At 67.1% G+C, this 14,729-nt stretch carries 10 protein-coding genes; all 10 read right to left on the reverse strand.

Translation table 11 applies throughout. From position 1 onward, the window contains the following. Positions 1-30: 30 nt before the first annotated feature. Complete coding sequence (gene rplW / locus FED44_RS10370; protein WP_111699909.1) at positions 31-333, reverse strand: 50S ribosomal protein L23; 303 nt, start codon at positions 331-333, stop codon at positions 31-33. Further along, the gene (gene rplD, locus FED44_RS10375; RefSeq protein ID WP_111699910.1) at positions 333-983 is read right to left on the reverse strand and encodes a 50S ribosomal protein L4; all 651 of its coding nucleotides are present in this window, start codon (positions 981-983) and stop codon (positions 333-335) included. The genes rplW and rplD overlap by 1 nt, the downstream gene beginning before the upstream one ends. Next, positions 980-1,636, reverse strand: coding sequence for a 50S ribosomal protein L3 (gene rplC / locus FED44_RS10380; RefSeq protein WP_111699911.1), 657 nt, complete (start codon positions 1,634-1,636; stop codon positions 980-982). The genes rplD and rplC overlap by 4 nt, the downstream gene beginning before the upstream one ends. A gap of 13 nt (positions 1,637-1,649) precedes the next feature. Beyond that, positions 1,650-1,958 (reverse strand): 30S ribosomal protein S10, encoded by a 309-nt coding sequence (gene rpsJ / locus FED44_RS10385; protein WP_012887830.1) that lies wholly within the window; start codon positions 1,956-1,958, stop codon positions 1,650-1,652. A gap of 244 nt (positions 1,959-2,202) precedes the next feature. Continuing rightward, complete coding sequence (tuf, locus tag FED44_RS10390) at positions 2,203-3,396, reverse strand: elongation factor Tu (RefSeq protein ID WP_036328531.1); 1,194 nt, start codon at positions 3,394-3,396, stop codon at positions 2,203-2,205. A gap of 97 nt (positions 3,397-3,493) precedes the next feature. Then, positions 3,494-5,542, reverse strand: coding sequence for an elongation factor G (gene fusA / locus FED44_RS10395; protein ID WP_244301837.1), 2,049 nt, complete (start codon positions 5,540-5,542; stop codon positions 3,494-3,496). An 84-nt stretch (positions 5,543-5,626) separates the two neighbouring features. After that, entirely contained in the window at positions 5,627-6,097 is a 471-nt protein-coding gene (gene rpsG, locus FED44_RS10400) for a 30S ribosomal protein S7 (protein ID WP_030508317.1), read from the reverse strand. A 1-nt stretch (position 6,098) separates the two neighbouring features. Continuing rightward, the gene (gene rpsL, locus FED44_RS10405) at positions 6,099-6,473 is read right to left on the reverse strand and encodes a 30S ribosomal protein S12 (protein WP_030508316.1); all 375 of its coding nucleotides are present in this window, start codon (positions 6,471-6,473) and stop codon (positions 6,099-6,101) included. 548 nt (positions 6,474-7,021) lie between these two features. Further along, positions 7,022-10,897, reverse strand: coding sequence for a DNA-directed RNA polymerase subunit beta' (locus FED44_RS10410; RefSeq protein WP_138460502.1), 3,876 nt, complete (start codon positions 10,895-10,897; stop codon positions 7,022-7,024). 19 nt (positions 10,898-10,916) lie between these two features. Next, positions 10,917-14,390 carry a DNA-directed RNA polymerase subunit beta gene (rpoB, locus tag FED44_RS10415; protein WP_111699914.1) on the reverse strand — a complete coding sequence of 1,158 codons (3,474 nt, stop codon included), beginning with the start codon at positions 14,388-14,390 and terminating at the stop codon, positions 10,917-10,919. Positions 14,391-14,729 lie beyond the last annotated feature (339 nt).

Below are 14,729 nucleotides of genomic sequence, written 5' to 3' on the forward strand. Positions count from 1 at the left end.
GAGGGGCCCCTCTCCCCGCTGCGGCAGGTGCTAGCCGATCTGACCGAAGATGTCGATCCGCTCGCCCTCGGCCAGGCTCACGATCGCGCGCTTGGTGGTCGGGCGCTGGCCGTAGCCGTACTTGGTCCGCTTGCGCTTGCCCTGGCGGTTGATCGTGTTCACGCCGGTCACCTTGACGCCGAAGATCTGCTCAACGGCGATCTTCACCTGCGTCTTGTTGGCACCCTTGCGCACCAGGAACGTGTACTTGTTGTGCTCATCGATCAGGCCGTAGCTCTTCTCGGAGACGATCGGCTTGAGGATGATGTCACGCGGGTCGGCGATCTTCTGCATCAGGCCTCTTCCTTCCCGCTGTTCGCCAGACGCGCCACGACCTGGTCGTAGGCCTCACGGGTGAAGACCACGTCGTCGTGGCAGAGCACGTCGTAGGTGTTGAGCTGCCCCGAGTCCAGCAGGTGGACCTCGGGGGCGTTGCGCAGGCTGAGCCAGGTGAGCTCGTCGTTCTCGTCGACCACGACGAGAACGCTGCGGGCCTGCGTGATCTTCCGCAGCGCCTCCAGGGCGGCGCGGGTCCCGGGCGTGTCACCCGTGACCAGACCGCTCACCACGTGGACGCGGCCGCCGCCGGCGCGGTCGGACAGCGCGCCCTTCAGGGCCGCCGCCTTCATCTTCTTGGGCGTCCGCTGCTCGTACGAGCGCGGCTGCGGGCCGTGGACGACGCCGCCACCGGCGAACTGCGGAGCGCGGGTCGAACCCTGGCGCGCGCGGCCGGTGCCCTTCTGCCGGTACGGCTTCTTGCCGCCGCCGGAGACGTTGCCGCGGGTCTTGGTGGCGTGGGTGCCCTGCCGGCGCGCGGCGAGCTGGGCGACGACCACCTGGTGGATCAGCGGGACGTTGACCTTGGCGCCGAAGACCTCCTCGGGGAGGTCGACGGTCCCCGCCTTGGCGCCGCTGGCGTCGAGGACGTCGATGGTCGTGGTCACTTGGCAGCAACCCCCTTCTTGGCGGCGGTGCGGAGGAGAACCAGGCTGCCGTTGGCGCCGGGGATCGCACCCTTGATCAGGATGAGGCCCTTCTCGGCGTCCACGGCGTGCACCTTGAGGCTCTGGACCGTCGTGCGCACGTTGCCCATCCGGCCGGCCATGCGCAGGCCCTTGAAGACGCGGCCCGGGGTGGCGCATCCGCCGATGGAACCCGGGGAGCGGTGCTTGCGCTGGGTACCGTGCGAGGCGCCGAGACCGCGGAAGTTGTGGCGCTTCATGACACCGGCGAAGCCCTTGCCCTTGCTCTTGCCGGTGACGTCGACGTACTGCCCGGCCTCGAAGGCGTCGGCGAGGATCTCCTGGCCGAGCGTGTACTCGGAGGCGTCGTCGGTGCGGACCTCGGCGAAGTAGCGGCGCGGCGTGATGTCGTGCTTGCGGAGGTAGTCGCCCAGGGGCTTGTTGACCTTACGAGGGTCGATCTGCCCGTAGCCGAGCTGGACGGCGGAGTAGCCGTCCTTCTCCGGAGTGCGGACCCGGGTCACCACGCACGGACCGGCCTCGACGACGGTGACCGGGATCACCCGGTTCGTCTCGTCGAAGACCTGGGTCATGCCGAGCTTCTTGCCCAGGACGCCCTTGATCTGCTTAGCCATGTCAGTGCGTTCCTTAGAGCTTGATCGAGATGTCGACACCGGCGGGAAGGTCGAGACGCATGAGCGAGTCGACCGTCTTCGGCGTCGGGTCGATGATGTCAATCAGCCGCTTGTGCGTACGCATCTCAAAGTGCTCGCGGCTGTCCTTGTACTTGTGCGGCGACCGGATGACGCAGTACACGTTCTTCTCGGTCGGCAGCGGCACCGGGCCAGCGACCTTGGCGCCGGTCCGCGTCACCGTCTCGACGATCTTCTTGGCCGAGCTGTCGATGACCTCGTGGTCATACGCCTTGAGCCGGATGCGGATCTTCTGTCCCGCCATAATGGCCTCGGTGTCCTTCGCTGTCGTCCTATAAAGCTTCACGCGGCCTGGTGCCGCAGGTCGTTTCCACGCGACCGACGCCCCGGAATTTGTCCGGTGTTCCGTGATCTGGCAGTGGCTTCGGTCGAAGTGCGGCCGAAAGCACTGCGAGATCACGGTCTCGTCGTCCGTGGGGGGCCGTTTCCGGCCCCTCGTGGTGCGGCGGTCAGGCCCTCACGGGCCCGACCGCCACCCAGCGGTGCTACTACTTGATGATCTTCGTCACACGGCCGGCGCCGACGGTGCGGCCACCCTCGCGGATCGCGAACTTGAGGCCCTCCTCCATCGCGATCGGCTGGATGAGCTGGACGGTCATCTCGGTGTTGTCACCGGGCATGACCATCTCGGTGCCCTCCGGCAGGTTCACGACACCGGTCACGTCCGTGGTACGGAAGTAGAACTGCGGCCGGTAGTTGTTGAAGAACGGCGTGTGGCGGCCGCCCTCGTCCTTGGACAGGATGTAGACCTGCGCCTCGAACTCGGTGTGCGGGGTCGTCGTGCCCGGCTTGATGACACACTGGCCGCGCTCGACGTCCTCGCGCTTGATGCCACGGAGGAGCAGACCGACGTTGTCACCGGCCTGGCCCTCGTCGAGGAGCTTGCGGAACATCTCGACACCGGTGACGGTGGTCGTGGTGCTCTTCTCCTTGATGCCGATGATGTCGACGGTCTCGTTGACCTTGACGACACCGCGCTCGATACGACCGGTGACGACGGTGCCGCGACCGGTGATCGAGAACACGTCCTCGATCGGCATGAGGAACGGCTTGTCGGTGTCACGAACCGGCTCGGGGACGTTCTCGTCCACGGCGTTCATGAGCTCGATGATGGAGTCGCCCCACTTCTCGTCGCCCTCGAGGGCCTTGAGAGCGGACACGCGCACGACCGGCAGGTCGTCGCCCGGGAACTCCTGGGCGGACAGCAGCTCGCGGACCTCGAGCTCGACGAGCTCCAGGATCTCCTCGTCGTCGACCATGTCGGCCTTGTTGAGGGCCACGACGATGTAGGGAACGCCGACCTGGCGGGCCAGGAGGACGTGCTCCTTCGTCTGCGGCATCGGGCCGTCGGTCGCGGCGACCACCAGGATCGCGCCGTCCATCTGGGCGGCACCGGTGATCATGTTCTTCACGTAGTCGGCGTGACCGGGGCAGTCCACGTGGGCGTAGTGGCGCTTCTCGGTCTGGTACTCGACGTGCGCGATGGAGATGGTGATTCCGCGGGCCTTCTCCTCGGGCGCCTTGTCGATCTTGTCGAACGGGGTCGCCTCGTTGAGCTGCGGAAAACGGTCGTGAAGCACCTTGGTGATCGCCGCGGTCAGAGTGGTCTTGCCGTGGTCGATGTGCCCAATGGTGCCGATGTTCACGTGCGGCTTGTTCCGCTCGAACTTGGCCTTGGCCACTGGTCTGTCTCCTTAGAGATTCTGACTTGACTTGCGTCCTGCAACTCAGGCTGTGCGCGGCGGAGGGATCGCTCCCCCCACCGTGCACCGAGCGGAACTATTCGCCCCGAGCCTTCGCGACGATCTCCTTGGCGATGCCCGGGGGCACCTCCGAGTAGGAGTCGAACTGCATGCTGTAGCTCGCCCGCCCCTGGGTGCGGCTGCGCAGGTCGCCCACGTAGCCGAACATCTCAGACAGCGGCACAAGCGCCTTGATGACACGGGCGCCGGACCGTTCGTCCATCGCCTGGATCTGTCCGCGACGACCGTTGAGGTCGCCGATGACGTCTCCCATGTAGTCCTCGGGCGTGGTGACCTCGACGGCCATCATCGGCTCGAGGAGTACAGCGTCCGCCTTGCGCGCGGCCTCCTTGAAGGCCATCGAGCCGGCAATCTTGAACGCCATTTCCGACGAGTCGACCTCGTGGAAGGCGCCGTCCTGGAGCGTGACCTTCACGCCGACCATCGGGTAGCCGGCGAGCACGCCGAACTCGGCCGCCTCCTGCGCGCCCGCGTCCACCGACGGGATGTACTCCCGCGGGATGCGGCCACCGGTGACCTTGTTCTCGAACTCGTAGCCGTCGTTGCCCTCGCCCAGCGGCTCCAGGCTGATGATCACGCGAGCGAACTGGCCGGAACCACCGGTCTGCTTCTTGTGCGTGTACTCGACCTTCTCCACCTTGCGGCGGATGGTCTCGCGGTAGGCGACCTGCGGGCGGCCGACGTTCGCCTCGACCTTGAACTCGCGGCGCATCCGGTCGACGAGGATCTCCAGGTGGAGCTCGCCCATGCCCCAGATGACCGTCTGGCCGGTCTCCTCGTCCCGCCGGACCTGGAAGGACGGGTCCTCCTCGGCCAGCCGCTGGATCGCGGTGCCCAGCTTCTCCTGGTCGCCCTTGGTCTTGGGCTCGATCGCGACGTTGATGACCGGCGCGGGGAACGTCATCGACTCGAGGACGACCTGCTTGGCCGGGTCCGACAGAGTGTCGCCCGTGGTGGTGTCCTTCAGGCCCATGACGGCCACGATCTGACCAGCGGTCGCGGACGGGCGCTCCTCGCGCTTGTTCGCGTGCATCTGGTAGATCTTGCCGATCCGCTCCTTCTTGCCCTTGACCGAGTTCACCACGGTGGTGCCGGTCTCGAGGGTTCCGGAGTAGACGCGGATGTAGGTGAGCTTGCCCAGGTGCGGGTCGCTCATGATCTTGAACGCCAGCGCCGCGAAGGGCTCGCTCGGGTCTGCGTGACGCTCGACGATCTCCTCCTCGTTGCCCACCGCGTGGCCCTTGAAGGCCGGGATGTCGGTGGGGGCGGGGAGGTAGGCGACGATCGCGTCGAGCAGAGGCTGCACGCCCTTGTTCTTGAACGCGGTGCCACACAGGACCGGGTTGATCGCGCCGGAGACCGTGGCCCGGCGGATGGCCGCGACGAGCTGCTCCTCGGTGGGCTCGACGCCCTCCAGGAAGAGCTCCATGAGCTCGTCGTCGTTCTCGGCGACCGTCTCGACCAGCTTGTCGCGCCACTCACGGGCCGCGTCGGCGTGGTCGGCCGGGATGTCGACGGTGTCGTACATCTCGCCCTTGGCCGCCTCGGCGCTCCAGAGCAGGCCCTTCATCTTCACCAGGTCGATGACGCCCTTGAAGTCGGCCTCGACGCCCCAGGGAAGCTGGATGACCGCCGGGGTGGAGCCCAGACGGCTGATCATCATGTCGACGCAGCGGTGGAACTCCGCACCGACCCGGTCCATCTTGTTGACGAAGCAGATCCGGGGCACACCGTAGCGGTCGGCCTGACGCCACACCGTCTCGGACTGCGGCTCCACGCCGGCGACGCCGTCGAACACCGCGACGGCGCCGTCGAGAACACGCAGCGACCGCTCGACCTCGATGGTGAAGTCCACGTGTCCGGGCGTGTCGATGATGTTGATCGTGTGATCAAGCCAGCTGCAGGTGGTCGCGGCGGAGGTGATGGTGATGCCGCGCTCCTGCTCCTGCTCCATCCAGTCCATGGTGGCAGCGCCCTCATGGACTTCACCGATCTTGTAGTTGATGCCGGTGTAGAACAGGATGCGCTCAGTCGTCGTGGTCTTGCCCGCGTCGATATGGGCCATGATCCCGATGTTGCGGACCCTGGCCAGGTCAAGAGCGGTCGTGGTGGCCACTTCTTCGCGTCCTTAACTCGTCGTCGGTGCTCACTACCAGCGGTAGTGGGCGAAGGCCTTGTTGGACTCGGCCATCTTGTGCGTGTCCTCGCGCCGCTTGACGCTGGCGCCGAGGCCGTTGCTCGCGTCGAGAAGCTCGTTCATGAGCCGCTCGGTCATGGTCTTCTCGCGGCGCGCCCGGGAGTACTGGACGAGCCACCGCAGGGCCAGCGTGGTGCTGCGCGAGGCCTTCACCTCGACAGGCACCTGGTAGGTGGCGCCACCGACGCGGCGGCTCTTCACCTCGAGCGTCGGCCGGACGTTGTCGAGAGCGCGCTTCAGGGTGACGACCGGGTCGTTGCCGGTCTTGTCCTTGCAGCCCTCGAGGGCGCCGTAGACGATCGACTGCGCGAGGGAGCGCTTGCCGTCCAGGAGAACCTTGTTGATGAGCGCGGTGACCAGCGGCGAGTTGTGCACCGGGTCAGCGACCAGCTGGCGGCGGCCAGGGGAACCCTTGCGCGGCATGTCAGCTCTTCTCCTTCTTCGCGCCGTAACGGCTGCGGGCCTGCTTGCGGTTGCGGACGGCCTGGGTGTCCAGCGAACCGCGGATGATCTTGTAGCGAACACCCGGCAGGTCCTTCACACGACCACCACGCACGAGCACCATCGAGTGCTCCTGGAGGTTGTGACCCACCCCAGGGATGTAAGCCGTGACCTCGATGCCGTTGGTGAGCCGAACACGGGCCACCTTGCGCAGCGCCGAGTTGGGCTTCTTGGGGGTGGTCGTGTAAACGCGGGTGCAAACGCCGCGCCGCTGCGGGCTCCCCTTGAGGGCAGGAGTCTTGGTCTTGCTGACCTTGTCCTGCCGGCCCTTGCGGACCAACTGCTGAATGGTGGGCACCGCGTCTCCGTTTCGTGCCTAGCCGGTGATACGTCGTCCCGATCCTGGCGATGCCGCCCCTCACGGGTTTGCAGGTGCTGCCGGTGTCATGACCTGCGGATTTTTCATCCCCGCCGACCCACGCGCTCGGGCGTGTCGCGCTCTGCGCGCCCCACACCCGGACAGACCCGGTCGATCTGGAGGATTCACACGGCGCCCCCGCCCGCTTCCCACATGGGAGAACGGCTGTCAAGCGCACGCATGCGAGCCCACGAACCCATGGGCACGAAGGAAAAGACTACCCAGCGGTTCGCAAGTCGTCAAAACGACCGCCGCCGGATCGTCGGGTCCGTGTCATGGTTCCCGCCGCCTGCCTGGTGGCAGACAGCCAGAGGGCTCGGGATGAGTGTACTCGCCCACCACCCCTCCCCTCACCATTTCCGCCCTACCCCACGCCACCTGAGCGGGAAACACCGAGCGCCCCGACGAGCGAAGCGGGGAACACAGAACCGCCCGGAGAGCGGGTGCTCTCCGGGCGGTTCGGCGTTCGGGACTCAGCCGTCCGGGACTCAGCGGCCGTACTGGCCGAAGTCGTACTCCTCCAGCGGGACGGCCTCGCCGCTGCCGGAGCCGAAGGTGTAGTCCGCGGCGGAGCCGTCGTAGCCGCCGACCGTGTACATCGCGGCCTTGGCCTCCTCGGTGGGCTCCACCCGGATGTTGCGGTACTGGGGCATGCCCGTACCGGCCGGGATGAGCTTACCGATGATGACGTTCTCCTTGAGGCCGAGCAGCGAGTCCGACTTGGCGTGGATCGCCGCGTCGGTGAGGACTCGCGTCGTCTCCTGGAAGGACGCCGCCGACAGCCAGGACTCGGTGGCCAGCGAGGCCTTGGTGATGCCCATCAGGACCGGACGGCCGGAGGCCGGCTGGCCGCCCTCCGCCACGGTCTGCCGGTTCATCGCCTCGAAGCGCGGCCGCTCGACCAGCTCGCCGGGCAGCAGCTCGGTGTCGCCCGACTCGAGCACGTTCACGCGCTTGAGCATCTGCCGGACGATGACCTCGATGTGCTTGTCGTGGATCGACACACCCTGCGAGCGGTAGACCTGCTGCACCTCGTCCACGAGGTGGAGCTGGACGGCCCGCGGGCCGAGGATCCGCAGGACCTCGTTCGGGTTGCGCGCACCGGCGATCAGCAGTTGACCGACGTCCACGCGCTGTCCCTCGGAGACCAGCAGCCGCGACCGCATCGAGACCGGGTACGCGATCTCCTCGGAGCCGTCGTCCGGAGTGATGACGATCTTGCGGGTCTTGTCGGTCTCGTCGATCCGCACCCGGCCCGCGACCTCGCTGATCGGGGCGACACCCTTGGGGATGCGCGCCTCGAAGAGCTCCTGGACACGCGGCAGACCGTGGGTGATGTCCGCGCCCGCCACACCACCGGTGTGGAAGGTACGCATGGTCAGCTGGGTGCCGGGCTCACCGATCGACTGGGCCGCGATGATGCCGACGGCCTCGCCGACGTCCACGAGCTTGCCGGTGGCCAGCGAGCGGCCGTAGCAGGTCGCGCAGACACCGATCTTGGCCTCGCAGACCAGCGTGCTGCGGGTCCGGACCGTCTCGATGCCGGCGTTGACCAGCGCGGTGACGATGTCGTCGTTGATGTCGACACCCGCCGCGGCGACGAGCTTGCCGTCCACCTCGACGTCCTCGGCCAGGATGCGGCCGTGCACGTTGCTCTCGGCGTTCTCGGCCTTGACCAGGGCGCCCTGGGAGTCGCGCTCGCCCACGTGCAGCGGGACGGCGCGGTCGGTGCCGCAGTCGATCTCGCGGACGATGACGTCCTGGGCGACGTCGACGAGACGACGCGTCAGATAGCCGGAGTCGGCGGTCCGCAGGGCGGTGTCCGCCAGACCCTTCCGCTGGCCGTGGGTCGAGATGAAGTACTCCAGCACCGACAGGCCCTCGCGGAAGGAGGACTTGATCGGCCGCGGGATCGTCTCGCCCTTGGTGTTGGACACCAGGCCGCGGATGCCGGCGATCTGCCGCACCTGCATGCGGTTGCCGCGGGCGCCGGAGTTGACCATCATCCAGACCGGGTTGGTCGCCGGGAACGCGTTGACCATGTCGGTCTCGACGTCCGCCGTCGCGTGGGTCCAGATCTCGATGAGCTCCTGACGGCGCTCCTCGTCGGTGATCAGACCACGGTCGTACTCCCGCTGGACCTTGTCGGCGCGCCGCTCGTACGACTCCATGATGGCGGCCTTGTTCGGCGGCGCCACGACGTCCTCGATGGAGATCGTGACACCGGCGCGGGTCGCCCAGTGGAAGCCGGCGTCCTTCAGCGCGTCGAGCGCGTTGGCCACGTCCACCTTCGGGTACCGCTCGGCCAGCTCGTTGACGATCGCCGAGAGCTGCTTCTTGCCGACCTGGTAGTTCACGAAGGGGTAGTTGGCGGGCAGCGTCTGGTTGAACAGGCACCGGCCCAGCGTGGTCTCCAGCCGGATCGCGTCGCCGGCCTCCCAGCCCTCCGGGGCCTCCCAGCCGCGCGGCGGCGGGACGTCCTTGAGCCGCACCTGGATCTTGGCCTGGATGTCCAGCTCGTGCCGGTCGTGGGCCATGAGGGCCTCCGACACGGTGGTGAACACCCGGCCCTCGCCCTGGCCGCCCTCCTTCTCGGTGGTCAGCCAGTACAGACCGATGACCATGTCCTGGGTGGGCATCGTCACCGGCTTGCCGTCCGCCGGCTTGAGGATGTTGTTGGTGGACAGCATCAGGATCCGCGCCTCGGCCTGGGCCTCGGCCGACAGCGGCAGGTGCACCGCCATCTGGTCGCCGTCGAAGTCCGCGTTGAACGCGGTGCAGACGAGCGGGTGGATCTGGATGGCCTTGCCCTCGACCAGCTGCGGCTCGAAGGCCTGGATGCCCAGGCGGTGCAGCGTGGGCGCGCGGTTGAGCAGCACCGGGTGCTCGGTGATGACCTCTTCCAGCACGTCCCACACGACCGGCTTGGACCGCTCGACCATCCGCTTGGCGGACTTGATGTTCTGCGCGTGGTTGAGATCGACCAGGCGCTTCATCACGAACGGCTTGAACAGCTCCAGCGCCATCTGCTTGGGCAGGCCGCACTGGTGCAGCCTGAGCTGCGGGCCGACGACGATGACCGAACGGCCGGAGTAGTCGACGCGCTTGCCGAGCAGGTTCTGCCGGAAACGGCCCTGCTTGCCCTTCAGCATGTCGCTCAGGGACTTCAGCGGGCGGTTGCCGGGGCCGGTGACCGGACGGCCGCGGCGGCCGTTGTCGAACAGGGCGTCGACGGCCTCCTGGAGCATCCGCTTCTCGTTGTTCACGATGATCTCGGGCGCGCCGAGGTCGAGCAGACGCTTGAGCCGGTTGTTCCGGTTGATGACCCGGCGGTACAGGTCGTTCAGGTCCGAGGTGGCGAAGCGGCCACCGTCGAGCTGGACCATCGGCCGCAGGTCCGGCGGGATCACCGGGATGCAGTCGAGGACCATGCCGCTCGGCGAGTTGCGGGTGTTGAGGAACGCCGCGACGACCTTGAGCCGCTTGAGGGCGCGGGCCTTCTTCTGGCCCTTGCCGCTGCGGATGGTCTCCCGCAGGTTCTCCGCCTCGGCCTCCAGGTCGAAGCCGCCAAGCCGCTCCTGGATGGCCTGGGCGCCCATGCCACCGCGGAAGTAGCGGCCGAACCGGTCGCGCATCTCGCGGTAGAGCAGCTCGTCGCCCTCCAGGTCCTGGACCTTGAGGTTCTTGAAGCGGCTCCAGACCTCCTCCAGCCGGTCCAGCTCGCGCTGGGCCCGGTCGCGGAGCTGGCGCATCTCACGGTCGGCGCCCTCGCGCACCTTGCGGCGGGCGTCGCCCTTGGCGCCGGAGGCCTCCAGCTCGGCCAGGTCGGCCTCGAGCTTCTTCTGGCGGGCCTCGATGTCGGCGTCACGGCGCTGCTCGACGTGCTGCCGCTCGACGGAGATCTTCGCCTCCAGCGACGGCAGGTCGCGGTCACGCATCTCGTTGTCGACATGCGTGATCATGTAGGCCGCGAAGTAGATGACCTTCTCCAGGTCCTTCGGGGCCAGGTCGAGCAGGTAGCCGAGGCGCGACGGGACGCCCTTGAAGTACCAGATGTGGGTGACCGGGGCTGCCAGCTCGATGTGGCCCATCCGCTCACGGCGCACCTTGGCGCGCGTGACCTCGACGCCACAGCGCTCACAGATGATGCCCTTGAAGCGGACGCGCTTGTACTTACCGCAGTAGCACTCCCAGTCCCGGGTCGGACCGAAGATCTTCTCGCAGAAGAGCCCGTCCTTTTCCGGCTTGAGGGTGCGGTAGTTGATGGTCTCCGGCTTCTTCACCTCGCCGTGCGACCACTGCCTGATGTCGTCGGCGGTCGCGAGGCCGATGCGCAGCTCGTCGAAGAAGTTGACGTCGAGCACTAGATAATCCCCTTTTGAATCAGACCTCGTCGACGGTCATCGCGCCCTCGTGGGGACGCCGGGACAGGTCGATGCCAAGCTCTTCTGCCGCGCGGAAGACATCCTCGTCGGTGTCCCTCATCTCGATCGACATGCCGTCGCTCGAAAGGACCTCGACGTTCAGGCAGAGCGACTGCATCTCCTTGATGAGAACCTTGAAGGACTCGGGAATGCCCGCCTCTGGGATGTTCTCGCCCTTGACGATGGCCTCGTAGACCTTCACCCGGCCCAGGACGTCGTCGGACTTGATCGTCAGCAGCTCCTGCAGGGCGTACGCCGCGCCGTAGGCCTCGAGGGCCCACACCTCCATCTCGCCGAAGCGCTGGCCGCCGAACTGCGCCTTACCACCCAGCGGCTGCTGGGTGATCATCGAGTACGGGCCGGTCGAGCGAGCGTGGATCTTGTCGTCGACCAGGTGCAGCAGCTTGAGGATGTAGATGTAGCCGACCGAGATCGGGTGCGGGAACGGCTCGCCGGAGCGGCCGTCGAAGAGCCGGGCCTTGCCGTTCTCCCCAACCATGCGGGAGCCGTCCCGGTTGAGCAGTGTGCTGTCGAGCAGGCCGACGATCTCCTCCTCGTGGGCGCCGTCGAACACCGGCGTGGCGACCTTGGTCCAGGGCTCGACCCTGTCCATCTCCTTCTCGCGCAGGCGCTCGGCCCAGGCCTCCTCGATGCCGCTGACGTCCCATCCGCGGGCGGCGATCCACCCGAGATGGGTCTCCAGCACCTGGCCGACGTTCATCCGGCCGGGCACGCCCAGCGGGTTGAGGACGATGTCGACAGGGGTGCCGTCCTCCAGGAACGGCATGTCCTCCACCGGAAGGATCTTGGAGATGACACCCTTGTTGCCGTGGCGGCCGGCGAGCTTGTCGCCGTCGGTGATCTTGCGCTTCTGCGCCACGTACACGCGGACCAGCTCGTTCACGCCCGGGGGAAGCTCGTCGCCCTCCTCGCGGCTGAACACCCGGACGCCGATGACCTTGCCGGACTCGCCGTGCGGCACCTTCAGGGAGGTGTCGCGGACCTCGCGGGCCTTCTCACCGAAGATCGCGCGAAGCAGGCGCTCCTCGGGGGTCAGCTCCGTCTCACCCTTGGGGGTGACCTTCCCGACGAGGATGTCTCCGGTCACCACCTCGGCGCCGATGCGGATGATGCCCCGCTCGTCGAGGTCGGCAAGCGCGTCCTCCGAGGCGTTGGGGATGTCCCGCGTGATCTCCTCGGGGCCCAGCTTGGTGTCGCGGGCGTCGACCTCGTGCTCCTCGATGTGGATCGAGGAGAGCACGTCGTCCTGCACCAGGCGCTGGGACAGGATGATCGCGTCCTCGTAGTTGTGGCCCTCCCACGGCATGAACGCCACGAGCAGGTTCTTGCCGAGCGCCATCTCGCCGTTGTCGGTGCACGGGCCGTCCGCGATGACCTGGCCCTGCTCGACCCGGTCGCCCTCGGCCACGATCGGCTTCTGGTTGAAGCAGGTGCCCTGGTTCGACCGCTTGAACTTCGCGACCCGGTACGTCGTACGGGTGCCGTCGTCGTTCATCACGGTGACGTAGTCGGCGGAGACCTCCTCGACCACACCGGCCTTCTCGGCGCTGATGACGTCACCGGCGTCGGTGGCGGCGCGGTACTCCATGCCGGTGCCGACCAGCGGGGCCTCGCTCTTCAGCAGGGGCACCGACTGGCGCTGCATGTTCGAGCCCATGAGCGCGCGGTTCGCGTCGTCGTGCTCGAGGAACGGGATCATGGCGGTCGCGACCGACACCATCTGGCGCGGCGAGACGTCCATGTAGTCCACCTCGGACGGGTGGACGGCCTCGAACTCGCCGCCCTTGCGGCGGGCGAGCACCCGGGACTCGGCGAAGCTGCCGTCGGCGTTCAGGACCGTGTTGGCCTGGGCGACGACGTGCCGGTCCTCCTCGTCGGCGGTGAGGTAGTCGATCTCGTAGGTGACGCGGCCGTCCACCACCCGGCGGTACGGCGTCTCGACGAAGCCGAACGAGTTGACCCGCCCGAAGGACGACAGCGAGCCGATCAGACCGATGTTCGGGCCTTCCGGCGTCTCGATCGGGCACATGCGGCCGTAGTGCGAGGGATGCACGTCGCGGACCTCGAAGCCCGCCCGCTCACGGGACAGACCACCGGGACCGAGGGCCGACAGACGCCGCTTGTGCGTCAGGCCGGCCAGCGGGTTGGTCTGGTCCATGAACTGCGACAGCTGGGAGGTGCCGAAGAACTCCTTGATCGACGCCACGACCGGGCGGATGTTGATCAGGGTTTGCGGCGTGATCGCCTCGACGTCCTGGGTCGTCATGCGCTCGCGGACGACGCGCTCCATGCGGGCCAGGCCCAGCCGGACTTGGTTCTGGATGAGCTCGCCCACCGTGCGCAGACGGCGGTTGCCGAAGTGGTCGATGTCGTCGGTCTCGACGACGACCGACCCGTTCTCGCCCATCGTCTCCTCGCCGGCGTGCAGCCGGACGATGTACTCGATGGTCGCGACGATGTCCTCGTCGGTCAGCGTGCCCTGGGTGATGTCGGAGCCGACGCCCAGCTTCTTGTTGATCTTGTAGCGGCCGACCTTGGCGAGGTCGTAGCGCTTGTGGTTGAAGTACAGGTTCTCCAGCAGCGCCTGCGCCGACTCCTTGGTCGGCGGCTCGCCCGGCCGCAGCTTCCGGTAGATGTCGAGCAGCGCGTCGTCCTGGCCGGAGGTGTGGTCCTTCTCCAGGGTGGCCCGCATCGACTCGTACTGGCCGAAACGCTCCAGGATCTGGTCGCTGGTCCAGCCCAGCGCCTTCAGCAGCACGGTGACCGGCTGCTTGCGCTTGCGGTCGATGCGCACACCGACGCTGTCGCGCTTGTCGATCTCGAACTCGAGCCACGCGCCGCGCGACGGGATCACCCGGCAGCCGAACAGGTCCTTGTCGGAGGTCTTGTCCACAGAGCGGTCGAAGTAGACACCCGGCGACCGGACGAGCTGCGAGACCACCACGCGCTCGGTGCCGTTGATGATGAAGGTGCCCTTCGAGGTCATGAGCGGGAAGTCGCCCATGAACACCGTCTGGCTCTTGATCTCACCTGTGGTGTTATTGATGAACTCCGCCGTGACGAACATCGGGGCGGAGTAGGTCATGTCCTTGTCTTTGCACTCATCTACGGAGTACTTGGGCGGCTCGAACCTGTGATCCCGGAACGACAGGGACATGGTTCCGGAGAAGTCCTCGATGGGACTGATCTCCTCGAAGATCTCTTCGAGACCTGATTGGGTCGGAATGTCCTTGCGCCCGGCCTGGCGAGCCGCCTCGACCCGGCCCTTCCATCTCTCGTTCCCGAGCAACCAGTCGAACGACTCGGTCTGCAGGGCGAGAAGGTCGGGTACTTCGAGCGGCTCCTCGATTCGTGCGAACGACACGGTACGGGGACCGGCGGGTACGGCGGAGGCGTTGCGCGAGGCTGCCAACAGATGTCCTTCCGAGGGCTCGCGGACTGACTACACGCACGCCAGACGACCAAGATCAGAGGTTACTCAGAGAAGCGGTCGTCAAAGGGCAGCGCAAAGGGGCAGTGTAGCCGATCGGCATACACCTGTCCACTCCGCTCTCGCTCTGCGCTCCACGTTGCTGGCAGCATCACCCGTCCGCGCCGAAACGTCAAGCCCGAGAGCCGACATTTCGCCTAACCGACAGGGGTCACGCTGGGTTTTCCCGCCCTCGGGACCATAGCGAACGCCGGGGATCCAGTCCCTACCCGGGACCGGAGACGGGTAACGCTCAGTCACGCGAACGGCCTAACGCTGACC

It is taken from the genome of Microbispora triticiradicis (assembly GCF_005864065.1).
GTDB lineage: Bacteria > Actinomycetota > Actinomycetes > Streptosporangiales > Streptosporangiaceae > Microbispora > Microbispora triticiradicis.

Coding starts and splice junctions, on each gene's coding strand:
- rplW (WP_111699909.1), bottom strand. CDS start 333: ATGCAGAAGATCGCCGACCCGCGTGACATCATCCTCAAGCCGATCGTC.
- rplC (WP_111699911.1), bottom strand. CDS start 1,636: ATGGCTAAGCAGATCAAGGGCGTCCTGGGCAAGAAGCTCGGCATGACC.
- rpsJ (WP_012887830.1), bottom strand. CDS start 1,958: ATGGCGGGACAGAAGATCCGCATCCGGCTCAAGGCGTATGACCACGAG.
- fusA (WP_244301837.1), bottom strand. CDS start 5,542: ATGGCCCATATCGACGCGGGCAAGACCACGACGACTGAGCGCATCCTG.
- rpsG (WP_030508317.1), bottom strand. CDS start 6,097: ATGCCGCGCAAGGGTTCCCCTGGCCGCCGCCAGCTGGTCGCTGACCCG.